Annotated in this window: 34 protein-coding genes and 1 tRNA gene; 21 read left to right on the top strand and 14 right to left on the bottom strand. The window is 61.3% G+C overall.

Annotation, left to right across the window (positions count from 1 at the left end; translation table 11 throughout):
- Nucleotides 1-395 precede the first annotated feature (395 nt).
- Entirely contained in the window at nucleotides 396-635 is a 240-nt protein-coding gene (locus CIT37_RS18715) for a hypothetical protein (RefSeq protein WP_007611067.1), read from the top strand.
- A 120-nt stretch (nucleotides 636-755) separates the two neighbouring features.
- On the opposite strand, the gene CIT37_RS18710 is transcribed toward CIT37_RS18715, so the two are convergent.
- On the bottom strand, nucleotides 756-1,730 hold the full coding sequence (locus CIT37_RS18710; protein ID WP_028141396.1) for an alpha/beta hydrolase fold domain-containing protein: 975 nt from the start codon (nucleotides 1,728-1,730) through the stop codon (nucleotides 756-758).
- 120 nt (nucleotides 1,731-1,850) lie between these two features.
- Here CIT37_RS18710 and CIT37_RS18705 point away from each other — a divergent pair, with 120 nt between their 5' ends.
- Entirely contained in the window at nucleotides 1,851-2,474 is a 624-nt protein-coding gene (locus CIT37_RS18705; protein ID WP_038948786.1) for a TetR/AcrR family transcriptional regulator, read from the top strand.
- A gap of 29 nt (nucleotides 2,475-2,503) precedes the next feature.
- Here the strand turns inward: CIT37_RS18705 and CIT37_RS18700 are convergent, their stop codons facing one another.
- Complete coding sequence (locus CIT37_RS18700; RefSeq protein WP_244439225.1) at nucleotides 2,504-3,370, bottom strand: outer membrane protein; 867 nt, start codon at nucleotides 3,368-3,370, stop codon at nucleotides 2,504-2,506.
- Nucleotides 3,371-3,736: 366 nt separating this feature from the next.
- Between CIT37_RS18700 and CIT37_RS18695 the strand changes: the two genes are divergently transcribed.
- The 10 genes from CIT37_RS18695 to CIT37_RS18650 all read left to right on the top strand — a co-directional run bounded on the left by CIT37_RS18695 (nucleotide 3,737) and on the right by CIT37_RS18650 (nucleotide 10,509).
- On the top strand, nucleotides 3,737-5,158 hold the full coding sequence (locus CIT37_RS18695) for a tyrosine-type recombinase/integrase (RefSeq protein WP_095425301.1): 1,422 nt from the start codon (nucleotides 3,737-3,739) through the stop codon (nucleotides 5,156-5,158).
- On the top strand, nucleotides 5,155-5,577 hold the full coding sequence (locus CIT37_RS18690) for a hypothetical protein (RefSeq protein WP_143279310.1): 423 nt from the start codon (nucleotides 5,155-5,157) through the stop codon (nucleotides 5,575-5,577). Before CIT37_RS18695 ends, CIT37_RS18690 begins: the two co-directional genes overlap by 4 nt.
- Nucleotides 5,578-5,661: 84 nt before the next feature.
- On the top strand, nucleotides 5,662-5,874 hold the full coding sequence (locus tag CIT37_RS18685) for a hypothetical protein (protein ID WP_099421841.1): 213 nt from the start codon (nucleotides 5,662-5,664) through the stop codon (nucleotides 5,872-5,874).
- A gap of 129 nt (nucleotides 5,875-6,003) precedes the next feature.
- Nucleotides 6,004-6,198 carry a hypothetical protein gene (locus CIT37_RS18680; protein ID WP_095425303.1) on the top strand — a complete coding sequence of 65 codons (195 nt, stop codon included), beginning with the start codon at nucleotides 6,004-6,006 and terminating at the stop codon, nucleotides 6,196-6,198.
- A 112-nt stretch (nucleotides 6,199-6,310) separates the two neighbouring features.
- Entirely contained in the window at nucleotides 6,311-6,973 is a 663-nt protein-coding gene (locus tag CIT37_RS18675; RefSeq protein WP_152036342.1) for a hypothetical protein, read from the top strand.
- Between the two features lie 6 nt (nucleotides 6,974-6,979).
- Nucleotides 6,980-7,231, top strand: coding sequence for a hypothetical protein (locus CIT37_RS18670; RefSeq protein ID WP_095425305.1), 252 nt, complete (start codon nucleotides 6,980-6,982; stop codon nucleotides 7,229-7,231).
- Nucleotides 7,228-7,893: a hypothetical protein gene (locus CIT37_RS18665; protein ID WP_095425306.1), complete on the top strand. Its 666-nt coding sequence runs from the start codon at nucleotides 7,228-7,230 to the stop codon at nucleotides 7,891-7,893. The genes CIT37_RS18670 and CIT37_RS18665 overlap by 4 nt, the downstream gene beginning before the upstream one ends.
- 3 nt (nucleotides 7,894-7,896) lie before the next feature.
- A complete protein-coding gene (locus tag CIT37_RS18660; RefSeq protein WP_095425307.1) occupies nucleotides 7,897-8,784 on the top strand; it encodes a phage tail tape measure protein in 888 nt (295 codons plus the stop codon).
- A gap of 163 nt (nucleotides 8,785-8,947) precedes the next feature.
- Nucleotides 8,948-9,121 (top strand): hypothetical protein, encoded by a 174-nt coding sequence (locus tag CIT37_RS18655; protein ID WP_154694131.1) that lies wholly within the window; start codon nucleotides 8,948-8,950, stop codon nucleotides 9,119-9,121.
- The gene (locus CIT37_RS18650) at nucleotides 9,118-10,509 is read left to right on the top strand and encodes a hypothetical protein (protein WP_095425308.1); all 1,392 of its coding nucleotides are present in this window, start codon (nucleotides 9,118-9,120) and stop codon (nucleotides 10,507-10,509) included. Before CIT37_RS18655 ends, CIT37_RS18650 begins: the two co-directional genes overlap by 4 nt.
- 41 nt (nucleotides 10,510-10,550) lie before the next feature.
- Here the strand turns inward: CIT37_RS18650 and CIT37_RS18645 are convergent, their stop codons facing one another.
- Both CIT37_RS18645 and CIT37_RS18640 read right to left on the bottom strand, forming a co-directional pair.
- Entirely contained in the window at nucleotides 10,551-11,024 is a 474-nt protein-coding gene (locus CIT37_RS18645) for a hypothetical protein (RefSeq protein WP_152036341.1), read from the bottom strand.
- A gap of 56 nt (nucleotides 11,025-11,080) precedes the next feature.
- Nucleotides 11,081-11,935, bottom strand: a complete 855-nt coding sequence (locus tag CIT37_RS18640) for a hypothetical protein (RefSeq protein ID WP_095425310.1) — start codon at nucleotides 11,933-11,935, stop codon at nucleotides 11,081-11,083.
- Nucleotides 11,936-12,228: 293 nt separating this feature from the next.
- Here CIT37_RS18640 and CIT37_RS18635 point away from each other — a divergent pair, with 293 nt between their 5' ends.
- From CIT37_RS18635 to CIT37_RS18595, 9 genes are all read left to right on the top strand, one after another.
- Nucleotides 12,229-12,444, top strand: coding sequence for a hypothetical protein (locus CIT37_RS18635; protein ID WP_095425311.1), 216 nt, complete (start codon nucleotides 12,229-12,231; stop codon nucleotides 12,442-12,444).
- Nucleotides 12,445-12,473: 29 nt separating this feature from the next.
- Nucleotides 12,474-12,671, top strand: a complete 198-nt coding sequence (locus tag CIT37_RS18630; protein ID WP_095425312.1) for a hypothetical protein — start codon at nucleotides 12,474-12,476, stop codon at nucleotides 12,669-12,671.
- 121 nt (nucleotides 12,672-12,792) lie between these two features.
- On the top strand, nucleotides 12,793-12,972 hold the full coding sequence (locus CIT37_RS18625) for a helix-turn-helix transcriptional regulator (RefSeq protein ID WP_095425313.1): 180 nt from the start codon (nucleotides 12,793-12,795) through the stop codon (nucleotides 12,970-12,972).
- 31 nt (nucleotides 12,973-13,003) lie between these two features.
- Nucleotides 13,004-13,225, top strand: a complete 222-nt coding sequence (locus CIT37_RS18620; RefSeq protein ID WP_161966428.1) for a cold-shock protein — start codon at nucleotides 13,004-13,006, stop codon at nucleotides 13,223-13,225.
- Nucleotides 13,222-13,449, top strand: coding sequence for a hypothetical protein (locus tag CIT37_RS18615; RefSeq protein ID WP_095425315.1), 228 nt, complete (start codon nucleotides 13,222-13,224; stop codon nucleotides 13,447-13,449). Before CIT37_RS18620 ends, CIT37_RS18615 begins: the two co-directional genes overlap by 4 nt.
- A gap of 78 nt (nucleotides 13,450-13,527) precedes the next feature.
- Nucleotides 13,528-15,927, top strand: a complete 2,400-nt coding sequence (locus CIT37_RS18610) for a bifunctional DNA primase/polymerase (protein WP_095425316.1) — start codon at nucleotides 13,528-13,530, stop codon at nucleotides 15,925-15,927.
- 402 nt (nucleotides 15,928-16,329) lie between these two features.
- Nucleotides 16,330-16,956, top strand: a complete 627-nt coding sequence (locus CIT37_RS18605) for a hypothetical protein (protein ID WP_095425317.1) — start codon at nucleotides 16,330-16,332, stop codon at nucleotides 16,954-16,956.
- Nucleotides 16,950-17,708 (top strand): terminase large subunit domain-containing protein, encoded by a 759-nt coding sequence (locus tag CIT37_RS18600; protein WP_095425318.1) that lies wholly within the window; start codon nucleotides 16,950-16,952, stop codon nucleotides 17,706-17,708. The genes CIT37_RS18605 and CIT37_RS18600 overlap by 7 nt, the downstream gene beginning before the upstream one ends.
- Nucleotides 17,705-18,379 (top strand): hypothetical protein, encoded by a 675-nt coding sequence (locus tag CIT37_RS18595; protein WP_095425324.1) that lies wholly within the window; start codon nucleotides 17,705-17,707, stop codon nucleotides 18,377-18,379. The genes CIT37_RS18600 and CIT37_RS18595 overlap by 4 nt, the downstream gene beginning before the upstream one ends.
- Nucleotides 18,380-18,382: 3 nt before the next feature.
- Here the strand turns inward: CIT37_RS18595 and CIT37_RS18590 are convergent, their stop codons facing one another.
- The 10 genes from CIT37_RS18590 to CIT37_RS18545 form a co-directional block, all read right to left on the bottom strand.
- Complete coding sequence (locus CIT37_RS18590) at nucleotides 18,383-18,844, bottom strand: hypothetical protein (RefSeq protein WP_095425319.1); 462 nt, start codon at nucleotides 18,842-18,844, stop codon at nucleotides 18,383-18,385.
- Between the two features lie 8 nt (nucleotides 18,845-18,852).
- The gene (locus CIT37_RS18585) at nucleotides 18,853-19,308 is read right to left on the bottom strand and encodes a hypothetical protein (protein ID WP_152036340.1); all 456 of its coding nucleotides are present in this window, start codon (nucleotides 19,306-19,308) and stop codon (nucleotides 18,853-18,855) included.
- Nucleotides 19,305-20,048, bottom strand: a complete 744-nt coding sequence (locus CIT37_RS18580) for a TIGR04255 family protein (RefSeq protein ID WP_095425321.1) — start codon at nucleotides 20,046-20,048, stop codon at nucleotides 19,305-19,307. Before CIT37_RS18580 ends, CIT37_RS18585 begins: the two co-directional genes overlap by 4 nt.
- Nucleotides 20,049-20,230: 182 nt before the next feature.
- Nucleotides 20,231-20,308 (bottom strand) — tRNA-Pro (locus CIT37_RS18575).
- Between the two features lie 128 nt (nucleotides 20,309-20,436).
- The gene (locus CIT37_RS18570; protein WP_028141393.1) at nucleotides 20,437-21,021 is read right to left on the bottom strand and encodes a MerR family transcriptional regulator; all 585 of its coding nucleotides are present in this window, start codon (nucleotides 21,019-21,021) and stop codon (nucleotides 20,437-20,439) included.
- 24 nt (nucleotides 21,022-21,045) lie between these two features.
- On the bottom strand, nucleotides 21,046-21,387 hold the full coding sequence (locus CIT37_RS18565) for an integration host factor subunit alpha (protein WP_028141392.1): 342 nt from the start codon (nucleotides 21,385-21,387) through the stop codon (nucleotides 21,046-21,048).
- 134 nt (nucleotides 21,388-21,521) lie between these two features.
- Nucleotides 21,522-22,502 carry a beta-ketoacyl-ACP synthase III gene (locus CIT37_RS18560; RefSeq protein WP_028141391.1) on the bottom strand — a complete coding sequence of 327 codons (981 nt, stop codon included), beginning with the start codon at nucleotides 22,500-22,502 and terminating at the stop codon, nucleotides 21,522-21,524.
- Nucleotides 22,499-23,560: a phosphate acyltransferase PlsX gene (gene plsX / locus CIT37_RS18555; protein ID WP_028141390.1), complete on the bottom strand. Its 1,062-nt coding sequence runs from the start codon at nucleotides 23,558-23,560 to the stop codon at nucleotides 22,499-22,501. The genes CIT37_RS18560 and plsX overlap by 4 nt, the downstream gene beginning before the upstream one ends.
- Nucleotides 23,561-23,859: 299 nt before the next feature.
- A complete protein-coding gene (locus tag CIT37_RS18550; RefSeq protein WP_095425322.1) occupies nucleotides 23,860-24,423 on the bottom strand; it encodes a YceD family protein in 564 nt (187 codons plus the stop codon).
- Entirely contained in the window at nucleotides 24,420-24,983 is a 564-nt protein-coding gene (locus tag CIT37_RS18545) for a ubiquinol-cytochrome C chaperone family protein (protein ID WP_095425323.1), read from the bottom strand. The genes CIT37_RS18550 and CIT37_RS18545 overlap by 4 nt, the downstream gene beginning before the upstream one ends.
- Nucleotides 24,984-25,018: the final 35 nt, after the last annotated feature.

Here is a 25,018-nt window from a genome sequence, read left to right as displayed (position 1 = left end):
AGACGCCCGCCGTTGGCGGGCCCTCAGGATGAGGACTCGGTGCGTGGCAGCACCTTCAACGAGCACCGATGTTCATCAGCCTCATCCGGAGGAGACCGCGCAGCGGTCGTCTCGAAGGACGAGGCGCTTGCTCGGCCATCGCCAGGAAGCACACGCGATAGCCCGGCCGTTGCGAGAGAGCGCCCGCGTCGCTGCCGCCACAGTCGGGCAAAAATGCCCGGTTCCCGTATTTGTCCGGCTTCGGTTTATGGGCATTTTTTTACAATCCGAATCATCAAATGGACTCCGGACGCTGGGTCGAGTCGGCCAGGCCAGCGTGTTGTTTGCGTGTCACAGGCTCTGGCACTCCGCTTGCATCCTCTTCGTGGTCTGAAACTACCGATGAGGTGACAGGAATGTTCGTGACCGTCGTTGCCGTGCTCTGCCGGCTGAGTGCAGCCAGCTCAGGCAGTTGCATCGAGGAAATCGTGACCGACAGCAACATGACGCCCGAGATGTCGATGATGCAATGTGCGATCGGCGCACAGGCGCCGCTCGCGAAATGGATGGGTGAGCATCCGATCTATCACGCCAATTGGCGCCTGGATCGGTACAAATGCGTGCCCGGCCATTACGAGATCAAGGGCCACGCCTAAGGCCCCGCAAAACTACTGATCCGAGGAAACGCCCGGGGGCCGCCGTGCCCTCCGCGCGAGCACCGTCAGCGCCAGCCCCATCGAGGCGGCGCGCCCTGTGACCACGGTCACACCGTCCCCCTAAGCCACCATGCGCATGATGAGCGCACGCGCCCTGCGCCCTTCCGGCGTCGGCATCAGCGCGTAGTTGTGTGGCTGGTCACGCAGCAGATGCAGCTCGACCGGCACGCCCACCGCCCTCGCCCGCTCGGCGAGATCGACGCTGTCGGGATAGAGCAGATCGCGAGTCCCAGCGAAGATCGTCATCGGCGCGAGACAGCGGAAAGCGCCGTTGAGCGGGCTGACGAAGGGATGGCCGATATCGAGCGCGCCGGCATAGAGCCGCCCGGCCTCGACGATCCCCGGAATGTCCTGGATCGGATCGCGCTTTGCGATCTCAATCTGCTCCGGACGGCTGACCGACGCATCGCCCGCCGGCGAGATCAGCACCATCTGGTTAGGCTGCCGATGACCGCGATCGCGTAGCCATTGGCAGGCAGCGAGCGCGAGGCCAGCGCCGGCCGAGTTGCCGACCACCGTGACCTTTGCGGATCCGGCGTCTTCCAGCAGCATGCGCAGCAGCTCACCCGTTGCCGGCACGACGTCCTTGGCAGTCGCGCGCGGCGCCAACGGATAGATCGGCACGACGCACGACACGCGCGCCTTGCGCGTCATCTCGCCAACGAAGCGCCAGTGCGCCGGCGCGATCTCGTTGATGAAGCCGCCGCCGTGCAGGAACATGACGTAGTTGCAGTCCTCGAAGCCCGACGACGGCGCGGTGTAATAGACCGGCCAGCCGCCCATCTTGGTCAGCGTCGCCTCGACGCCGCGCCCCAGGCCCGGCGGCTCGTAAGAGGCCGGCTGCAAGGCGAGCTTCTGCACATGCGCCTGCACGGCTTCGATTGATGCCAGCTGCTGCTTGTAGGGCAGCAGGGCGAGCAGCATGTTGAAGACGCGACTTTGCAGGCTTGGGGCGGGATCGCGCCGGGCCGGTGGACCGAACACGCAACCGCCCGGGCAGAACTGCAAGGCCGACACTAGTCTGGCAACGCTCATGGCCACATCCCCATCTGGCACTTTCGAAACGGCGACAAGGGGCTTGCCGACCCACCGCCACCTGCCGATATAATGCGAGTATTCGCTCGCTTTTCCTACTCGCATTCGGATCACAAGATCGTGGCTCGCCAACCGCCGACAAAACCCCGGAAAAATGCCTCGCAGGCGCGATCACGCGCCACCATCGACGCTCTGGTCGAGGCGACCGCTCGCATTCTGGTCCGCGAAGGTTTTGAGAAGGCCAGCACCAACCGCATCGCCGAAATCGCCGGCGTCAGCGTCGGTTCGCTCTACCAGTATTTTCCAAGCAAGGAAGCGCTCGTCGCCGCCGTGATCGACCGTCACAACGACGAGATCATGGGCATCGTCCGCGCCGCGCTCGTTGAAGTCGCCGATCTGCCGATCGACAAGGCGGTGCGAAAACTCGTCACCGTCGCGATCGACGCCCACCGCATCAATCCGAAGCTACACCGCGTCCTCGCCGAGCAGATCCCACGCACCGGCCAGCTCAAAGACGTCGAAGCTTACAACCGAGAGATCCAAACGTTAGTGCGCGCCTATCTCGAAAGCCGCCGCAAGGAGATGCGCAAGGTCGATCTCGATGTCGCAACCTTCATCTGCGTCAGCGCGATCGAAGCGATCGCGCACAACACGGTGCTGCACGGCGCCGAGATGCTGTCGGAGAAGATGGTGCGGACGCTGGTGGACGAGACGACGCGGATGGTGGTGGGGTATTTGAGGTAGGTGGCCCTTACGGAGATCTGCTCCAAAGCTCAAAAGTGATAGTTCACGCCCACTCGCGCCACGTGGAAATCCGCCCGGCCGAAATTCGCAGTGTATCTGGACAGGTTCGGACCAATACCCGTTGCGAGTGCGTTGGCCGTCACTGACGATTTGCCGAGGTCAACGTAAAGATATTCGGCCTTGAAGCTCCAACGAGGCGCAAAGCGCCATTCGCCGCCTCCACCCAACGTCCAGCCGGTCTGAATGCGGGAATTGCTCCCCGTGAAGCACGTCAATCCCGTTGTACAAGCAAATGAAGTGCCGCTGACGGAGATACTGAAGCCTCCAGGCGGTCCGTTTACGATATAGTCGTCAAATGTCGCCACCCGACCAAAAGCGAAGCCGCCGGTCCCATACAGAAGAACGCTAGGCGAGACCAGCGCCCCAAAGCGCCCACGAATACTGCCCCACCAATCAATCTTTTGCTCGGCCGAGATGGTCTGTGTGAAAGCTGGGGGCAGAATCGGCGCGGTTTCGCGACCGCTTCCGCGCAAGCTGGATGCGCTCAAGTCGCCTTCAACGCCGACGAGCCATTTGCCACCCAGCTGCCAATTGTAGCCCGCCTGCAAACCTCCCGTTACACCATTCATCGAAAAATCGTGAGCGCTGAGAGCAACCTGCCCCGCAAACGGAGCTACAAGCGGAACTCCGGGATTGAAAAGGAAAGCGGAAGCGGCGTCACTCGTAAAAACCACGGACCGGTTTGCCCATGCCCCACCAACGTTGCCGCCTACATAAAATCCCGTCCAGCTCGGGCTGGGGTCAGCTGTGCGCGCTTTCGTGAAAAGTGAAGGGCTTTGGTCAGCAGCTTCCGCCCCCGACGCGACACTCGCCAAGACTGCTACAGCGGCCAGCACTCTTCTCACGGGACGCCCCCTCCGCGATTCCAACGCGCCCGAAATTCTTAAATCATGTTGACGCTGCACGCTGTGACGTCAAGGCAACACTCGCGGAACGTTGCAACCGCAAACGTGCGGCCCGCGGTAACCCGCCCGAAAATTTGATTCTTTGAAATGGTCGGAGCGAGAGGATTTGAACCTCCGACCCCTAGTCTCCCAGACGAAGGTTATACCGTAACAAAGCGTAACGAGACTGAACGTCCGGCCGCGCAAACTCCTCTGTTTTTCATTGATTTTTTGCGATTGTTACGCCATGATAGTCACGCAGGGTAACGTTCGCTAACGGCACCAAGACGTTACCCCTGAGCACCTTGGGGTAACGGCATGGCGAAGACTAGGGCGCTGTCCAACCTGGCAATCGAACAGCTTAAGCCGCGCGCGGTCCGTTATGAGAAGTCGGACGGCGGTGCCGCCGGCCTGTTCTTGGTGGTCCACCCCTCCGGCATCAAGTCGTGGGTGTTCCGCTTCCGCTCGCCGGTCGAGCGCGACGAGGTCGGCCAGCGCGCGCCTAAGAAGCTCACACTCGGGCCGCTGGCGCTCACCCCCTCCCCGGCTCAGCCGCAGATTGGCCATCCGCTGACACCCAGCCAAGCCCGGATGCTTGCCACGGCCGCCGCCGAGGACGTCCGGCGCGGGATTGACCCCACCCATGTGCGCCGCCAGGAAAAGGCTGAGGCCAAGCGGGAGGCGGTCCGCGACAACACGATCGACGCGGCCATGATCGAATTCCTGAAGCGGTACAAGGGCCGCAAGCGCCAAGGTCTGCGGGAATCTACCCGCCTGCTCACTGCCCACTATTTCGGCCTAAAAGCAGATCCGGAAAAGCCGGGCGAGTGGGGAACGACCGGGAATGGCGTTCTCGGCAAATGGTCAGGTCGCCCCCTCGCTTCCATCACCAAGCATGACGCGATCGTGCTGCTCGACGCACTGGTCGATTCCGGCCGCGGCGTGACAGCCAATCGCACTCTGACCACCCTCAAGACCTTTTTCGATTGGTGCGTCGACCGGGACATGCGCGAGGCGTCCCCGGTCGCATCGCTCGATGCCGTCGCCCGCGAGACAGAGCGCGAACGCAAGTTGACGGCCGCCGAGCTGGTCGCCGCCTGGAAAGTGGCCGATCGGGAGGGCTACCCCTTTGGGTGTCTTGTGCAGGGGTTGATCCTGCTCGGGCAGCGCCGCGACGAACTACGCGAGCTGCCGCGAACCGAGCTGGACTTGCACGGCACCTCAATCGTTCTCGACGACGGCAGCCGATGGAACGAGCCGTTGTGGACGATCCCAAAAGAGCGAACCAAGAATGGGCGCGAGCATCTTGTGCCGCTCAGCCCTCAGGCCGTTGCGCTGCTGAAGTCCCTTCCCACAATCAAGGGAAAAGGGTTGTTGTTCACCACGACGGGCGAGACGCCTATTAGCGGATTATCTAAGGCCAAGAAGCGGTTCGACGAAGCTATGCTTGCCGAGTTGCGCAAGAGCGACGCGAACGCGCAATTTGAGCCCTGGACATTGCACGACCTGCGCCGGACCTTCTATTCCGGCTTGCAGGCGCTCGGGTTCTCCATCGAGATCGCGGAAGCCTGCGTCAACCACTCGTCGGGCGCTATCCGCGGCGTCGCCCGGGTCTACGCTCGGCACAAATATCTCCGCGAGAAGACGCAGGCATTCACCGCATGGGCCCGCTACGTGGACGATCTGGTGAACAGTCGTCCCGCCAGCAATGTGTTCCCGTTTCAGAGGGAGCAGGCATGACGGTTCAGCGCCCGCAACAGGTCGAGACCCTATTAGATGAGGTTGAGGCCATCACCGCGGACATCTTGGCTCGCCCTGAATGCGTCGCCGCCGATATCCATGGCGTAGCTGCATGGGCTTCAGAAACCTGCCACGAACTGCGCCGAACCCTGGCGCAAGGCGATGCGGCGGCGGCGGCCTACATTGGTTATCGTCTTGGCGAACGCTTGGGAGCGCTCCGCGAGCTTGGCGAAATAGCTCGTCGCCTGGCTCTATACAAATCGCCCGATCAAAAAGCACATGACCGAGATGCTGAACGGCGGAAAGCATTTTGGACAGAGCGTGATCGCGGATTTTCAGACTCGGAAGCAAGCAAGCGCGCCGCCGCGAAACTTGGCGTCAGCGCGAAATCAATCCGCCGCGCTCTGCTCGGACACTAACTGTCAACGTGAAATGGCACTCTGTCCCACTCGATAGCGGGACGTGATGAGTTGTGAGACCTTGTTAGTAACAACGAGGTCCGCATGTCCACTGAAGATCCCAACGCCCTGATCCGCACGACGCAACTCCGCGCCCGTTATGGCGGCGTTAGCCATATGTGGGTCGAGCGTCGCCTCAAAGACGACCCCACCTTCCCTCGCCCAATCTACATCGCTCGTCTTCGCTTCTGGCGCCTCGGTGAACTCGCCGCATGGGAACGCGACGTCGCCGCGCGCGGCCAACCTATCGCCGCGTGATGTTGACAATCAACATGAGTGCAAACTTTCAACTTACCGCCGCCGCATGAGCAGCGGCTGAACGGCGCGGGGTTGGTGCGTTCCTCTCGCCGGCCCTGCGCCAATTCAATCATCAAAGGAGATTTCGCAATGTCCAAGGTAGTCGTTCCCAACACCCCGCTCATGGAATCCGGCGGCTCATTCGGTCATCACGTCGCCGAGCGCGGTCAGCACCGCATGGAGTCCGACGGCTCGTTCGGTCATCACACGTCCACGCCGCCCATTCCGATGTCGAGCACCGTCAACGGCGTGACGACCATCGTTCCGGCTGACCCGCGCAAGTAATCCGACGCCGGCCGCGCAGCCTCAAAGAGGAAATCGAATGTCCAAATTTTTCGCCGACGTCATCAACCAGCTCGACGTAACTCGCCCTGTGCAGAAGCAAGTCGGCGAGATCATGCGAATTCAGCTCGGGATCAAAAACGGCGTGAAAGACAAGGCCGCAGGCGCTGCGAAGTCAGCACAATGGGAACACCTGAACGACCTCGGCCGGAAGGCTGCGAAGCGAGACGAGATCGCCGGCCTCGTTCAGTCCAACGCACAATCCCGGGTCACTCTGCGAAAGCTTCGCGCCGAGATCAAGTCGTCGCTGCCGAAGCTGCCGGGGCGCGAAAAGGATGATCTTGCTGGCGTTCTGCAAGATCAAGAATTCCGCGCCTATGTTCGCGGCCTCCCGCAGGAGCAGCGGGAGCGCGCGCAGCGTCTCCATCCGGACATCGCCGCCGCGGTGGCCAGGGCGCCTGCCGAACTCTCCGGCGTACCCGAGAGCGTTCACGGCGAACTCGTCAATGCGATGCTTCGGCAGACGCATGGCGCCGAGCTGGCCAAGATCGCAGCGGACGTGGCCGCGATGGAGATGGCCGACGAACTCATTCGCGAGGCCGACAAGGAGATCCGCGCCGCCGCGGAAGTGGCACACGCGACCGATTTCCGTGTGTGGGCCAAGCCGTTGGTCGATCCGCTGTTGACTGATGCGGGCGCCGATTTCGACGAGCTTTACCGGCGTCAGGGGCCGGAAGCGTTGAACGTGCTTGGCTCGCTCGCGTCCGCGGCGGAGTGAGCGGACGTGACACTCCAACAGATCGTTCTCGATTTCGAAGCTGCGGCGCTCCGCGCCGTGGCAAGCGGTGGCAGCCCGTCAGACGTCGAGCGTGCGCGCGACGACGCTGTCGAGCGGCTGCGCGAACTGAAAACCGGCGCCGATAGTGACTTGCTCGAAGCGATCTTTTCAGCGGCCCTGGAAATCGACACGAAATCTACCATGGCCAAGCAGACCATCGGGACGGTTGACAAGCAGCGGAAGGCTTCGAACCGATGACCGCGAACAACCTGATCGCCTCCAAAAAACATAATTGCATTTTGATCGCAACGGACGCGGCGGCGTATCTGGACGAAGGCACAGTCACTGAATTCAAGTCCAAGATTCACGCGATACCCGAATGGCCGGCCGTGATCACCGGTCGGGGCAATTCGTTCGGCCTGGACACCGGGGCGCGCGAACTTCAGAAACGCGCTTCCAGCTTCGACGAACTGATCGGCATCGTATCGCGTGAGCTGCCGTTGATCGTCGAGGAATTTCGACTGTACCGACCTTTCGAACTGAACCTCGCCGGCTTCTTTCGTGGTTGCCCGTCACTGTTTTTCATCCGCACGCCGGGCCACGATAGCAGCGGTATAGGTCTGCGGCCCTATCTAATTTGCCCCGTCGGATCGACCTTCTTTGGCCCATGGCCATCCGATGAATTGGTTGCGGCAACTGGCTTCGTCGCACCGGATCCAGACGACGCCCCCGAGGACATCGTGAACGGGCTGCGCGATCTCATCAATCTGCAGCGACGGACGCCCGCGGACGATGGTTATTCCCGCGTCGGCGGTTATGCCGAACTGACCACCATCAGTCCCGACGGCATCGAGACGCAGATTTTTCACCGTTGGCCGGACGATCGGATTGGCCAACGCATGTCGATTGAGGAGCACTGAACCATGGCGCAGATCGGCATTTTCCGCATGGGTGACGCCACAAAGGCGGCTGGGGATCAGCTTCGCATGTGGCAAGAGCAGGGTCTATTTGATCCAAAGAATCCGAACGAATTTGCGGCGGCCCTGAATCGCAGCGCGCGCCAGATGGAAGACCTTGGGGACCAGGCGAAGGTTGCGGGCGCCGCTCTGCCCCAACTTCAGCAAGCCTTGAACGACGCTGGCAATGCACGCAAGCAACTCGACTCGCTCATGGTCGAGGGAATGAGCGTGAACCGCGGGTTCTTCACGAGCTTCGGCCAGCAGATCCGCGGCGGCGCGAGCGCCTGGGATGCTTTCAAATCCTCCGGCCTCGATGCCCTCGGCAAGATCAGTGACAAGCTCGTGTCGATGGCGGCCGACAAATTGTGGGCAAGCGCCTTTGGTGGCTCATCGAGCGGCATCGGTTCACTGTTTGGGATCGGCGGCGGCGCGGGTTCGGGGAGCGTCCCAACTTGGTCGGGCTCGGAACTCGGGGCCGGCACTGGTGGCCTGTCGTTCCCCATGTTCGCCAATGGCGGCTTCACTGGCTCCGGTGGCAAATTCGAACCGGCCGGTATCGTTCACAAGGGCGAATACGTCATGGACGCGGTCACCGTGCGTCGCGTTGGCGTCGCCAATCTGGACAGCCTGCGCGGTTATGCGGATGGCGGCTTGGTTGGACACATGAGCCGCGCCGCCGGCAACAGCAGCCCCGCCGTGGTCATGCAGGACAACCGGCAGATCAGCATCGGCGAAGGCGCCTCGCAAGAAACGGTTCTGCAACTGCGCGAGGAATTGGCCCGCGACCGCGCCGCCCGCCACGCTGATACCGTACGTATTTTCCACATGGCCAAAAAGAGGCGGGAGATATGATTCCCGACCGTAATCAGCGGCGGGATCGGAGCGAGCAACCGCCCGTGGCGCCTCCGGTCGATGCGACGATACTCGACCAAGATTTCGACTCCCTCGGTGCGGATGCCGAATGGAGCCGGTGGAAATGGCCTGATCGCGAGCACAACGAATGAGGAGCGTCGCTATGAAAATCGAACTGCACAACCTTCCGCCTGAACTTACCGAGCCGCCGGCCGACGCAATCGGTCTGGTCGCCTTCCAGCCATCCACCGGCAAGACCTGGCAGAAGGTCGACGGCGTGTGGCTTCCAAGCGCGGAAGCGAACGCAATTCTTGAAGCAAGGGAAAAATCTCGATGACCGCACTATCCTCATACTCGACCGGCACCGTCTCCGTCTCCGCTGGCGGAACGACGGCGACGGGCTCCGGCACGATCTGGAATGACGGCAGTGTCAAGCCCGGCGACATTCTCCAAATCGGCAACTTTCAGTCGGTCATCACTGACGTCACCGACGCCACGCATCTGGTTATCCCGCCCTGGGGCGGCGGCGCTGTTTCCGGCGCGGCCTACAAGATCTGGCAGGTCTCGCCGCAGCGTTTCGCTGGCTCCGAAGCGATGTCGACCGTCGGCAAGCTGGTCACTGCGCTCAATGCGCGTGAGATTCCGGTCGTCGTCGGCGATGACGAGACCGTGCCGGATCCCTCGCTCGGCGAGGAAGATCAGACCGCGATCCAGCCGTCGACCGGCAAAGTCTGGGTGATGAGCGGGGGCGTGTGGACCTTCCTCGGCATCTACAAGGGGTTCAACTTCACAGGGGCCTACGACAACGCCACGGTTTATTCCTATGGCGACGTCATGACCGACGCCGGGTCGTCCTATATCTGGATCAATGCAACACCCGGCTCTGGTCAGGCCGCGCCGAATACGACCTACTGGCAGCTCCTGGCGAGCAAGGGTGATACCGGCACCACAGGATCCACCGGTGCCACGGGCGCGGCCGGTGCCGGCGCAACGGGGCAATGCAAGCTGGTCAAGTCCGGTTCGAATGTCGTCCTGCAACAGTTCAACGGCAAGGCGATCAGAATTAACGGCCAAGTCTGCTCGGTCCCGAACGCGGGCGTATCGTTGGCGCCTACTGGCCTCACGCCGGGGACGACCTATTTCATCTATGCGACGCAATCGGGTGGCGTGGTCAACGCCCTCGAAGCGTCAACGACAGCACACGCAACCTCGACAACCAGCGGCAACGAGGGCACCGAGATCAAGAGCGGCGACGATGCGCGTTCGCTCGTCGGTCAAGTCCGCGTCATCACTGGACCTGCGTTCGCGGACACGGCGTCGCAGCGCTTCGTTGCGTCGTGGTTCAATCGCGGTCGCCGCGATGTGACTGGCGCGGTCGACGGAGTTTCAACCGACACCGGAACGAGCAATTACACCGAGAAAGCGGTTTCCAAGGCTGAATTCGTTGCCTGGGCGGACGAGGTTGTCGACGCGAAAATCACGGGAACATTGACCAACTACACGAGCACGGGTGCCTGCGGGTTCGCGATGTTCTTCGACGGCGTGGTCGGGGACAATTGGGACGTCAACCCGACCGGGGCAACGCTCCGCATTCCTGCATCAGGCATGATGAATCAAAAGGCAGGAGCGGACGGATATCACTACGTGTCGTTCGGCCTGCGGGCCATTGGAGGCGGCACAGCTTCGGCTGTCTATGGCCTTAGGGCGCTGGCGACAGTTGGATAGACGAGCCGCCGCGACGATCAAATGGCGACGGCTCAGGGCGATCAAAGGCCGCTCATTCCTTTGATCCAGCCTAGCGCTAGGGGAATAAGTTGCTTCATCAGGTCTTTCGCTGCGTCTGAACTTATGTCTTTGGCGGTCTCCTCGATCTTTTCGCCAAGGGTCTCCCCGGGTCCCGTCAATGAACCTGGTGTTTTGCGGAGAGCTTCCAGGCCCTTCGAAGTGAGCACCACATCAAAGAATGCTACACTGTCGTCCTCGTCCTGATGAGCAGCTTGCCCAAACCTCAGATATCCTTCATCGGAAAGCCATTGGACGGTGTGCCCGTACAGCGCTTGCATGCGCTCCGGATTGTCGTCAATTTCCTCTTGTCCACCGAGCGCCGGAATAATTCCGTCCGGAATCAAGTCGGTGGGCGCCGGAAAGGCATGGTAGAGGCGCGCGAAAATGTCACCCGCCAAGATATCGAAAAACTCTTGGTTTGCTCGCGTAGCCTTTGGCGATGGTCGCTCGTCCAAATGCGTCTCCTTCAACTCGCCGCCCGCACCGCGACGGGCAATCGAACACTAGGGTTTCAGGTGCCAACGGTGTGCCCCATGGCGGCGGCGACTTCGATGTTTCCTGCCTCGCTTCGCTTAACAGCGTCCAAGATCTGCCGAGCCTTTTCAATTTCAGCTTTGCTGGCGTCCGCGCCGTCTAGTATTTTTCGCAATTCTTTGAGGAGATTGCCCTGCAATTCCTCCAATAGAAAATGGTACATCTGCGGTTCGGTCTGATCGATCCATTGGCTCTGATGTGGGAGAGCCGCTTTTAGAATGTTTTTGTTAGCGTCCTTTTTGAGAATTCTCGTCGGCTCCACGCCATTCTCTAAGGCCTTAAATGTCATGAGATTGCCGTATAGGATGGATGAATAGGCGCTAAAGTAGGCCCATGCCAACTCTGGAACAAAGGGCTGTTCGTCCCTTGCCACATTCTTCAACTGAGTTGGGTCGGATGGCGCGCTTCTTCCGATTATCCCGAGGAACTGTTTCATCTTTGGGTCGCGGATTTCCTTCTCAACTTCGATAACGTTTACGACCGCCATCATTCCGGAGAGCATGATTAGCGGGGCCATATCATTGACGGCTGTCCATATGCGCTCGACCGCTTCAAAGCGACGCTTGTCTAGCATTGCCTGCCGGCCGGCACTTCCACTTAGCAACGTGCTGCGTAAGCTCGCAATCTCGGTCTCGCGATCTCGCAGACCGCTTTTGAGGCGCTCTTCACTTTGCCGCAACTCCGCGCGCATTTGTTCGATTTTGCGATCGAATCCGTGTTGCACCCCCTTCTCCAAGCGAGCCCTGAGCCAATTGCGGGCAATAAAGATAGCGAGGACGGTCGCAAAGTTGATTGCCAATGAAATCCAAGGGAGCCAGTCAGCCGATTTCACGATAACAACTCCTTGGCGATCGCCTCCAACGCCTTCGCGTGGTCGTCACTCGGGAACCATATGACCACACGGTGTCCATCGTCATCTGCAGCCTGCATAACCAACGTATGTTTGCACAGTTTTTGGTTGCAACTCGTCTTCAATCCAGAAATTTCGACCGGGCTTACATTCGGAAACACGAGGTCTTCCGCAGTAAAGGCGCGTTGACAATTTACATAAATCCGAATTTCTATTGACTCGCTGCGGCTGCTGTGGTTCCATGCTGTGGGGATTCACAAAGGGGCTTGCATCACATGCTCGACACCATCCGCGCCAGGCATCCTGGCTGCGTTGCGCTGCGCACTATCGCCGATTTGGACAAGTACGACGACGCGCTCGACGCCTTCACCCGCGGCGGAAGCCAGCGGGACTTAATGGCCACTTTGTTCGGGCTTGGCATCCCGGCAAATCAGATCCGGATGCTGGCGAGCTATCCCGGGAGTCGCTTGCCGGCCGTGTGTGGCGAGTAGCGTCAACGACCATTGCAAGGAAGAACATTGTGACTTTCACAATCGGTTGCCGCTATCGAGACTACGACAAGAAGTCCTTTGAGGTCGAAAAGGATACCGCTGCGGAGGCCCTTGCAACGGCCGAAAATCTCGAAAGAAGCGACGTCGAAATTGAGTACATCAACACACCAGACCATGGACGTCTCGACATGTGGGGCTTTCGTCGTCTGTACAAGGACGGCTCGTGAACGACGAGGGACAGTAACGAACGCTTAGGAATTACAGCGCATCATCTGCGCTGTGACGAACCCGCCAAAGGCTTGATTGCCTACGGCGGGATTTTTTGCGTTCGGAAACAGGAGTGTAACCATGCTGACTGTCGACGAATTCTGCCAGCGATACCGAATCGGCCGCACGACCTTTTATCGACTGCACGCCGAAGGCAAAGGACCACGTGTAGTCAAGATCGGGAAGTGCACCCGCATCAGCGAGGCCGCGGCGGCCGATTGGCTGGCAGCGCACGAGTCACCTCCGGCAACCTGCTCGTAGCGCGCCAACCATCAGCAGAAGGAAAATACACGTGCCCACCGCAAGAATTACATTCATCAATGACAGTCGCGGGTTCGGCTTTCTGAGACCCGATTCCGAGCGCGACCCGGACTTGTTCTTTCACGCGAGCAACGTTGTCGACTTCGATTCCATCGTCGTCGGCGACCGCGTCCAGTACGAAATCTTGCGCGATGATCGCAAGCCGGTTGGACGCCAGGCGAAAGCCGTCGCCGTGCAGGTGATCGGCCGATGAGCGAAATCGATCTCGCCATCGGGCACGCAGTCGAGCTGCTGCACGGTCACTGCGAGCTTTATCGCAAGCAGATCGTCTGCGAACCCGGCGACTGGCACCGTCGGGCAAAAGAACTGGCCGAAAACCTGTCCTGGCTGATCTTTTGCCGCGAGCAGCGGTTGCCCTGGTCACCCAAGACGCTCCCGCCGAAATATCCGCCGCCACCTTCGGCGTTGCGGCGCTGACAAAATGAAACGAGCCCAACGCGGTGGCACGCGCCGGGCTCTGCATTCACCTGACCGCGCCGATGGAGGGCGCAATCGATGCAAATTTCATACACTAATCCCGTCGAAATCGCAACGTTTTTCGAGTATGCGCAGCAAAACGGCTTGGCACTGTTTCCCCTCCGGGCCGACACCAAAACGCCGGCTTGCGAAAACGGCTTCTATGACGCAACGACGAGCGCGGCAGAGTGGCACACCTGGCGAGCACAGGGTCACCAACTCGGGATTAGCGCCTGCTTGTCGCGCCTGATCCTGATCGATGTCGACGCCCACGGCGATCGCGCCGAAGCGTGGGCGCAGTTTGTCGCTTGGTGCGCCGAGATCGGCATAGACCTTCCTAACCCCTACTGTCATTCCCCGAGCGGCGGTTGGCATTTTGCTTTCCAATGCCCGGCCGATTTCGATCCGCAGAAACATCGCGGACACGAATCCATTAAGGTTTCCCACTTCCGCACGCTGGCGCCCGGGGAGGAAGATCGGGAGCGCATTTCGATCCGCAATCGCGCGTACAACGTCGCGCCCGGTTCGGCATTCGGTGGTTGTCCGTACCTGCTTGCCGGCGATGCGCCTCCGCCCATTCCCTACAGCGAGAAGACAGCACCGCTTTTCGCACTTCTAAAGCGCGCCGAAGGCGCCTCAGTCACCGGGCCGGTACCCGATGCAGTCGGTGGCGTGTCGCACGACGGCATTCATTACGATCAGCTTGTGTGGTGGATCGGCAAGAAGGTGGAACGCTGGACAAGCGGAGCGGAGACGCTCGGCAACGATGAATGGATATCGATCGGCAAGCGGATCAAACTGAGCTTCCCGGGTGAAGACGGCCTGAAAGCATTCCTGGCAATGTCTTGGGAGGACCGGCACGACCAAGTCACCCGTCGCTGGTGGAATCCTGCCGACTTCAAGACAGAGGGAGAGAACCTCGAAACGCTTCCGGCTCTGTTGAAGCGCGACGCAACGTGGATGTTCGGGAGCGTGTTAGGGTGCCCGCAGCCGCCGAAGTGCCCTGTTCCGCTCCCCGTGCAGATCCCCGCGGAGATCATTGAACGGTACAAGCGAGAGCGCGAGCAATACCAAACTGCCGCGCTCGGGCCGCTGCCGGATCACCCGGAGCTGCCAATCGATCAGGCGAACGCGCTGACCGACTATTGGGCGCATCTGCCGTCGGGCAGAATGATCTATGAGCGCACCGGCGAGCTATTCAACTCCGCCAGCGTCGACAAGCACATCGGCCGCGTCAAAGACGCCATGAAGACCGAAGGCCCGGGCACCCTCGCGAGCACATGGCTTTCGCAGCATCGTTTTGTGAAGTCGATGGGTTGGGCGCCCGGAGAACCGAAGATTATCGACGACAAGGTTCTGACGAATGACGGATGGATCCGCAGCCGCGGCGACCGGACGTTCAATCGCTACGTCCCGCCCCACGTCGAGCGCATCGAGGGCGACGTCTCGAAATGGCTGAGCCATATTCAGGCGATCTATCCCGGCGAAGCCGACCACATCGTGATGTGGCTGGCGCACCGCGTGCAGCGGCCCGGCGAGAAGGTGAACCATGCGCTCGTGTTCATCGGTTCGCAGGGCATCGGCAAAGACACCATCCTAAAGCCGGCCATTACCGCGATCGGTCCGCAGAACTTCAAGCAGATCACCGCAAAAACATTCTTCAATTCGGAATGGAACGACTATTTGCAGTCGGTCATCCTCCGGATTAACGAAGCCCACGACCTCGGGGGCGAGTCCCGATACGGGTTTTATGACGCCACCAAGGACGTAATCACCAACCCGCCGGAAGCGCACCGGATCAACACCAAGCATGTTCCGCAGTACGCTGCTGCGAACGTGTGCGGGGTGGTCATGACGTCGAACCACCTCGATGCTCTGTACCTTGCTCCGGATGACCGCCGGCACTTCGTCTGCGTGTCGACCCGAACGCAGGACGATTTCACCCCGGCATATTGGGACGAGATCAATGCGTGGTTCGAGAACGGCGGGAACGAAGCGGTCGCGCACTACTTGGCCGATCTGGATCTGGCAGGCTTCAACGCTAAGGCGCCCCCGCCAAAGACAGCCGCCTGGCACATGGTGGTCGCGGCCGGCGTGGCCCCCGAGAGCGGCGACCTGTCCGACGTGATCGAAAGCATGGGCAAGCCGGACGCACTCACGCTCGCAATGGTCCGATCGCATACGCCCGGTGACAGTCAGTTGCGGTTGCTGTTCGAGGACGCGAAGCTTCGCCGAGCAATCCCGAAGCGCCTTGCTGAATGTGGCTACGTCGCCGTGACGAACCCGGAAGCCCGGGACAGCGGCGGGCGGTGGCGCGTACCCGGTGGCAGGATTTCAATCTATGCGCGGCAGGAACTGACCGAACAGGATCGGCTGGCAGCGGCAAGGCGCATCACCGTGGCCGCCGCCGTACCGCCTCCGGTGCCGGCTCGAACATGATCTGGACACGTTGGACGTGGTGGACGCGGTTTTTTATGTTGTCAGAATCTGAGTTCACTAATGTGTAGACATAGGAAAAAGAGAAAAGAGCAGAGCTGAAAGAGTACATGAGAAACCGCGTCCAACGTGTCCACCACGTCCGGGCGTGCGCTGAAGCACGGCGGCGGTGGAGAATGCTCACTGGTCGTAACGCTGCATCAATGCGCGCGCTCTTTGCCACTGATCTGCGCCGCTTTGCTCACTCGATTCGATGCGCTTTAGTTCTACTGACTAGTGCTCCGTTACGCAGCGTTACTAACATTGCAGCGCTTTTGCTGATTCACGGATTCTTTGGTATGCTGGGGTAAACATCGGGGTATCGAAACGCGAATTCGCGTGGCCAAATCGCAGGTGAGTTAAGTAATGGGCAAGACCGGCCCGAAGTGTTCTATCTGCTCTCACAAGTCCCGGCATCAGATCGAGATCGGACTCGCGCACGGCATCGCGCACAACGCCCTCGCCCGCCGCTTCAACGTCAGTGCTGATGCGGTCGGCCGCCACGCGGCGAACCACGTCAGCCCCGCGATGCGGGCGGCGATCCTGACCGCGCAGAAGCCCACCGAGATCGACCTAGACGCGCTACAGGCGAGCGAGCAGGAAGGCTTGCTGTCCCAGCTCGTGCACCAGCGCGCGCGACTGCAACAGCACGTGGCGACGGCGATCGACTTCGGCGATATCAAAGCGGCTATCAGCGCCGAGGGCGCCATCACCGCGAACTTGGCGCTCGTCGGCAAGCTCTTGGGCATGATCGTGCAGCGCCACGACGTGCGGTCGACTTCGCTCCTGATCAGCGCCGACTACCTGGCCATGCGCCAGGCAATCGTGACCGCCCTCCGCCCCTTCCCTGAGGCTGCGCGCGCCGTGGGTGCGGCCCTGCACCGGTTGGAAACTGACGCGGCCGCAGCGATCACCCAGCGCGCCGGCAAGCCGCCCCTGCTCATCGAGGCCAAGCCAGCCGTACCGCCCTGCCCGGTGCCGCTCCCATGCTGATGGCCGCCGACATGGCCCGCGCGCTGGATCCAGCCCTGCTCGCCCTCGACGCGGATATCGAGCTGGATGACTGGCAAGCCGACTTCGTGCGCTCCACCGCCTCGCAGATCGCCATGCTGATCCCCCGGCAGCACGGCAAGACCGAATCGGCGGTCATGAAGGCCCTCTCGGTCGCCACCACCGAACCCGAGAGCCTGATCCTGATCGTCTCGCCGGCACAGCGCCTCTCCGACGAGTTCGTGCGCCGCGCCCGCCTGGCGTACGGCCGTATCCCGAACGCGCCAGCCCTGGTCGGGGACGCAGCGCGCCGCATCGAATTGGAGAACAAGGCCCGTATTCTCGCCCTACCCGGTGACAACGACGGCGACACGCTGCGCGGCTTGGCCAACGTCCGCATGGCGATCATTGACGAGACGTCCCGATGCTCCGACGCCCTGATCACGGCCGTCCGCCCGATGCTGGCCACCAACGCCAATGGCCAACTGATCTATCTGTCGACGCCCGCCGGCAAGCGGGGTGTTTTCTATGAGACGTGGCGGTCGGACGATCCGGACTGGCACCGCATCCACGTGGCGTTGGGCTCGTGCCCCCGCATCACGCCGGAATTCCTCGCGCGCGAGCGCAAGAACCTTGGCGAGACGAAATTCCGGGAGGAGTACCTGTGCGAATTTCTCGATACCGAGGACGCCGCGTTCTCGACATCGATCATCGATGCCATGTTCACCAATGAGGTTCGGCCGCTATGGTCATGACGGCAATCAGCAGACGTGAAATCCCCGCCCGCGCGGTCGACCGTTGGTTCGTCGGCGTTGACCTTGGGCAGAGCACCGACCCAACCGCGATCAGCGTCATGAACCACCGCGTCGTGCCGCTGGACACGTGGAAAGAGAATATCAAGGCGGGCTACTGGCGCCAGGATCGAACCGAACACTTTGACGTGCGCCATCTAGAGCGCTTGCCGCTCGGCATGTCTTACCCGCAACAGATCCAGCGCGTGGTCAATCTGTTGGCTCGCCCGCCGCTCGACGGGCTTAAGCCCAAGCTGGTGATCGACGAGACCGGCGTCGGCCGTCCGGTCGGTGACATGTTCGATGCTGCCGGACTGCACCCGAACAGGATCACCATCACCGCGGGATTGGAGGCGACACAGCACGGCAGATCGTGGCATGTGCCAAAGGGCTTGCTGATTTCGAACCTCGAAGCCCATTCGCACAGCGGCGAACTGCGCATCGCGGCCGCCGCGAATGATGCCGCGGCGTTGAGGGAAGAACTGAAGGACTTCAAACGGAAGATTTCGGAGGCGGGCCGCACTACCTATGCGGCTCGAGTCGGCGCTCACGACGACTTGGTGCTCTCAGTCGCCATAACGCTGTGGATGGCGACGCAGGGGTCGGAGACGATCGTCAGCGAGTTGCTGATCTAGTCGCTATGCGGGATCGTCAGTGGGCTGAACTACAAAACCTTGCTCGTTAGCTAAGTTTGCCAAACCCGCCTTGAGTTTTTTGAAACGGGACTTGTTCGCGATCGTAGGATTGCACTCGATCTGACAATGGGCGAGGTTGTCGACTTGGTCCTGCTCATTTTCGATCGGTCGATGAATAGCGTCTACCGCATAGCTTCCGACGACATTACCGTTCTCAATAATCTCCACCCTGCACGACCTTCGCACGGCGGCCGCCAAAACTTTGGTGATACCATCCGAAGGGCTTTTGCGCGCGTCCATCGGATTTGTCCGAATGGAAGATCGATCGACAGAGGGGCGCATGTGGCGGTCGTCGAAAGCCGTAGAGGAAAAATACAGCTTTCCATCTTGGTACGTATATTCGTCGGAATTCGCGCGAATTGAGCGGTAGAGGTCTTCCGCATCATCGACGATGGTAGGATCCATATCGCACTTTACGATTGCAGCCGAAGCCAAGCTGTCGAGAACGACCAGTTCGTCAACTCTCCCGAACGCATATCGTCATCTATGTTGGGACCCCATACCTCGATATACTCCGGACCATCATCGCCGAAATACAGCGTTAGGTTACGTCGTTGCCGCCACCATTCGAAGACGATCTCGCCATCTTCAGTCGAGGAAATGTGAGGTCTACTCCAGCCGCCGAGCTTATTGGCTCGATCGAAAATCAGATAAAGCCACTCTGAAGCAAGCTCCAGCGCTCGCTGGGTCGGCCTTCTCGCGTTTCCTTGCGTCAGATTGGCCATCTTATTCATGCACTGATCGAGATCGATTCTCGAAAATGGATGAACCGGGCGCGCTTGGCTCGCTTCGGTTGAGACGACCGGACTACTATTGGCAAACACAGTGTTGCTTTGAGGGAAATAGAGCGTCGGAGAAATCGCGTTCATGCGATCAATTTCCTAATTTCATCCGTGATGCAGGCTTCGAAAATCTCGTCCTTCTTGTCACCAAGTATCGCGAGCACCTGAAACGCTTCGCCCACTGGGATTGACCGCTGAATTACGAAATCAATATCGAGCATAATGGCGTTCGGTCCTGGCGCCGGTGGCGCGCTATAAAGTCCCAAAATGGCGATTGCATCCGGATCAACCTGCTTCATCGGAAGTTGCAACTGCATAAACAGAGATTGCGCGTTGGTGGGCAACGAATCTGGCAACGTGGGATAGAAATTTAAGCAGTTAACGAGCCGAATGTCACCCGCTGGCAGCGGAAGCCGATTGATCATCCGCACGGCGCACCGATTGGCGCGAGTGGGGGCGAGAGCATCCAGATACAGATCCCAATATCCCTGAGCTTCCGCACTGAACGTGGTCCAATCAGAGTAAGGGGCCAAATGGCTATAGCTAAACCCGGTCGTTCGGAATTGGAGTACACGCCCGGGACGATCAAGCCGATAACCCAGTGTCTGCTGGTCCTTCATGAATTCGGCATCGCCGCCCGGACTAACCTGAAATCCCATTTGGAGATGATGCAGGGGAAGTCGTGTTGGAAACTCTGGAAGCACCGCTTGCGTGAGTCGTTCCACGGCGGCCAGATCCACAGCGGGCACCTGCTCAATTTGAATATCGATGAGCGCCTCGACAACCGGAGCCTTGGAGTAGTGGCGTCTATCCTTGGCAACTGTCATGAGAATCGGTTTTCCAGTGCTGCTAAGACGCCAAGGTGCACTTCGCGCTTTAAAGACATGTAAACAATAGGTTTCGAAGAACCAAGTACAACAAACATGTCAGGCTGGCCGCTGGCGCGCCACCAGTTACCCCCATCGTTACCCTGGCTGAAATCCGGACGCCCTGAAATCCGGCTAAGTATTGGTCGGAGCGAGAGGATTTGAACCTCCGACCCCTAGTCTCCCAGACTAGTGCGCTAACCGGGCTGCGCCACGCTCCGAACGTCGTTCCATTAGCTAGGATCGGCGCGATGCGCAAGGCGAGGCCACAGCATTTTGGTGCCTCTCCCTCCATGGGCTCGGAGCCCAAGCGCCCGGAACTGCCGGCAAAGCCGACTGAACCCGCTCCTCACCCGTCCTTCAGCGCCTGATCCAGCATTTCGCGGCAGGCGACGAGGTCGGCGAGGACGCGTCCGAGACGCTCCCGGTCCAGCGCACTAGGGCCGGCCGGGGCTGCGGCCGTCGTGCCGCCCTTGCGGAAGGTGGTGAGAATGTCCTCGTCGTCGACCTCGGTGAAGCGGAAGTCGATGCCTTCCTCCTCATCCCCCTGGTAGTCGTCATCGTCGCTGTCGGCGACGCCCTTGATGGGCGCCTCCTCGTCCTCGGGCTCCATCAGGCTGGCGCCGATGGCGTCCTCGATGGCGCCGAACGAGACCGCGGCGGCGCTGTCGGCGAGGCCCTGCACCGATTTGACGCCGTGCTCCTTCAGGATCCGCTGCACCCCGCGGATGGTGTAGCCCTCGCCGTAGAGCAGCCGGCGGATGCCCTTGAGCAGGTCGACATCGTCGGGGCGGTAATAGCGGCGGCCGCCGCTGCGCTTCATCGGCTTGATCTGGGAGAATCGGGTCTCCCAGAACCGCAGCACGTGCTGCGGAATGTCGAGTTCCTGCGCTACTTCGCTGATGGTTCGGAACGCATCCGGCGCCTTGTCCAAATGCCAAATCCTTTGCCGAAGGCGTTACGCCTCTTGTTGAGCCTTGCTGGCGTCACCGTTGGCGCGGTGCTGGCCGTTGATCCGCTGCTTCAGGATCGCCGACGGCTTGAACACCATGACACGGCGCGGCGAGATCGGCACCTCGGTGCCGGTCTTCGGGTTACGGCCGATGCGCTGACCCTTTTTGCGGACCATGAAGGACCCGAACGAGGACAGTTTCACCGTCTCGCCCTTTTCCAGGCAGTCGGTGATCTCCTTCAGCACGAGTTCCACGAAGGCGGACGATTCCGTGCGCGACAGGCCCACCTTCTGGTAGACGGCTTCGCACAGGTCGACACGCGTTACGGTTTTACTTTGATCGGTCATCGCCCTGCCCCACATCACGGCGAACAATTGTTGTCTGAAATTATGAGGTTACGTTACAGCGGTCAACAGCGCTCATCAATGCAGACGCATCGATAATCGCGGCTAAATCCGGCAAAATTTTATCGACTGTGGCTCTACCAGCGCACGAGTGCGGAGCCCCAGGTGAAGCCGCCGCCCATGGCCTCCAGCAGGACCATGTCGCCCTTCTTGATGCGGCCGTCCCTGCGGGCCACCGACAGCGCCAGCGGAATCGAGGCGGCCGAGGTATTGCCGTGACGGTCCACCGTCAGCACCACCTTCTCCGGCGCGATGTGGAGCTTGTGGGCGGAGGCGTCGATGATTCGTTTGTTGGCCTGGTGCGGCACGAACCAGTCGATGGTCTCGGCATTGAGCCCGGTGGCCTGGAAGGCATCGACGATGACGTCGGTGATCATGCCGACCGCATGCTTGAAGACCTCGCGGCCCTCCATGCGCAGATGGCCGACGGTCTGGGTCGAGGACGGTCCGCCGTCGACGAACAGCTTTGCCTTGTGGCGGCCGTCGGAGCGCAGATGCGTGGTGACGATGCCGCGATCGGTCGCGGCCTTGCCCGGCTGCTCCTGCGCCTCCAGCACCACCGCGCCGGCGCCATCGCCGAACAGCACGCAGGTGCCGCGGTCGTTCCAGTCGAGGATGCGCGAGAAGGTCTCGGCGCCGATCACCAGCGCGCGCTTGAAGGCGCCGGTGCGCAGGAAATTGTCGGCGGTGGCGAGCGCGAACACGAAGCCCGAGCATACCGCCTGGAGGTCGAAGGCCGCGCCGTGGGTGATACCGAGCCCGTGCTGCACGGCAACGGCCGTCGCGGGGAAGGTGTTGTCCGGCGTCGAGGTCGCGAGCACGATCAGGTCGATCGACTGCGCGTCCATGCCGGCATCGGTCAGCGCGGCCTGCGCCGCCTTGATCGCCAAGTGCGAGGTGAACTCGCCCTCGGCCGCGATGTGGCGCTCGCGAATGCCGGTGCGCTGCACGATCCACTCGTCGGAGGTGTCGATACGCGCCGCCAATTGGGCGTTGGTCACCACCTGCTCCGGCAGATAGGAGCCGCAGCCGAGCACGACCGAACGAATTTGAGTCACGAAACAGCCTCCTGCGCGGCCTGCACGGAATTGAGTGCACCACCCTCGCGGTTGAGCATCTGATTGATCTTGTTCAGGAGATCGTAGTGAGCCATCTCATAGCCAACATCGATCGCATAGGCAAAGCCTTCGGCGCTGGTTCCGCCGTGGCTCTTGACCACTAATCCGTTCAAACCCAGGAACACGCCGCCATTGGACTTGTTCGGGTCCATCTTGTCGCGCAGGGCCTGGAAGGCGCTGCGTGCAAAGAGATAGCCGAGCTTCGACAGCCAGCTCCGCTGCATCTCGTTGCGGAGTAAGTCCGCCATCTGCCGCGCGGTTCCCTCGGCGGCCTTGAGCGCGATGTTGCCGCTGAAACCTTCGGTCACGATGACGTCGGCCAGCCCCTTGCCGATGCCGTCGCCCTCGACGAAGCCGATATAGTCGAGCTCCGGCAGGTTCCTGGCACGCAGGATCTCGCTGGCCTCGCGGATCTCCTCGTGCCCCTTGATCTCTTCGGCCCCGATATTGAGCAGCCCGACCGTGGGGCGCTTCCTGTCGAACAGCACGCTCGCCATCGCCGCGCCCATCACCGCGAGCGACACCAGATGGTGCGCGTCGCCGCCGATGGTGGCGCCGAGGTCGAGCACGATGGAATCGCCGCGCCTGGTCGGCCAAACGCCCGTGATCGCCGGGCGATCGATCCCCTTCAGCGTGCGCAGGTGGAAGCGCGACATCGCCATCAGCGCGCCGGTATTGCCGGCGGAGACCGCGACATCCGCCTCGCCCTTCTTCACGGCATCGATGGCGAGCCACATCGAGGAGGTCTTGCGGCCGCGCCGCAGCGCCTGGCTCGGCTTGTCCGAGCCGCTGACGGCCACGTCGGTGTGGATGATCGTCGAAGCGGCCTTGAGGGCCGGATGTTTCTCGAGCTCGGGCTCGATCTTGGCGCGGTCCCCGACCAGCAGGAACTCGGTCTCGCGATGCCTCTGAAGCGAGATGGCGGCGCCGGGAATGACCACGGCGGCGCCGGCGTCGCCCCCCATGGCGTCCAGCGCGATGCGAACCTTGCTTGGCATAAAAGTCCTGGAAACCTGGTCTGGTGCGGTCTTGGATCAGCGGGACCGCAAAATGAGTTCGCCACGGACATGGCGGCCGGCCAAGCGCCACGCCGCACCCGGGCCGGGGCGCGACAATAGCGTTTTGTTACCCCGAAACAACCTCTTGCCCCCAGGCTTTTGCATCCGGGGCGATCCGGCCGCGAACCGCGAAATTTGCAAGAAACACACTGAAATCAGTCAGATAAAGAGCGCTTTGAAACCATCCCGGCAAATGCCTGGCGCACCCCCGCAAGACGATCCCGCGGGGAAATGCCCGGCTATCGGCCCTTCTTGTTGTCCTGGAGCGCCTTCAGGGCTGCGAATGGATGGTCCTCCGGGTCGGGGGCGGTGACCTCCGCCTCGAACACGACCCCCTCCTTGCGCGGATAGGGATCGATCGCCAGGAACAGGGCGTCGGTGGCGAGCCGGCCGAGGTCGACGATGCCACCCACGATCGCCTCGGGCGGGTCGGCGACCTGAGACGGCGCCTCCTCGTCCTGCCCCTCCGCGATCAGGTCGGCCAGGCGACGCGCCTCGGCTTCGGGGGCGAACAACAGGTCCACCTCCTCCTCGATCTCGCTTTCGATCGGATCGAGCGTGACCACGCAGGTCTGGCCGATTCGGGCCCGGACGCTGCCGGTCACCTGGATCCGGCCGCCGCTCCTGGGCACCACGTCGAAGTCGGCCTCGGCCGACAGGACTTCGCGGAGGCCCGCAAGCCCGGCCATCGCCTGCCGCTCGGCGGCCGAGGCCTCGAGCTTGCGGTGCAGGCCGGTGTCGGGGATTTGCGCAACGATGATTGGGACCCGCCAGGGATCTGGCTCGGTATTTGGTCGGCTCATGGCTTGTCGCCCTCGGGAAGCGCTGGAGGAAACCTGAAGGAGGCGCGCAGCAGCGCGGCCTCGTCGGCCCGGCCGAGATCGGCCTCGGTGACCCGCGCATAGGCCGCAAGCCGCCTCGCCTGGTCCAGGTCGGTCCCGTTCAAGATATTCTTGCGGATCGCCTCTGCCAGGGCCTCGCCGCCGGCCTCGATGGCCTGGTCATAGGCCTGGACGCGGCCGTAAAACGCCTCGCCGAACGCCCGCATCCGCTTCGGCACGGTCTGGTCGCCCACCCCCATCTCGCGCAGATTGTCGTCCATGTCCTCGCAGAAGCGGTCGAACAGCGCCTGCGACAGCTCCGAGGCTCCTGCGATGGCGCCCTGAACCGTGCGCAGGCGCCGCAGCAGCAGCCACAGATGCAGCAGCAACAGGTCGAAACGCCCGTTAACCGTATCGGGCACGCCCAAGTCGCGGTAAAATATGGGTTCTCGCGCCTGCGTCACGATCATGCCATAGATGGCTTCAATGGTGCCCGACGGGGTTAGCCGGGGTTTCCTGAAGTGATTGAACGGCCAAAGCATTGTGGTTTCCGCAAGCGGGCGCGCGCGAGTTGCAT

The organism is Bradyrhizobium ottawaense (assembly GCF_002278135.3).
Taxonomy (GTDB): Bacteria; Pseudomonadota; Alphaproteobacteria; order Rhizobiales; family Xanthobacteraceae; genus Bradyrhizobium; species Bradyrhizobium ottawaense.
This window is presented reverse-complemented; position numbering and strand designations above follow the sequence as displayed.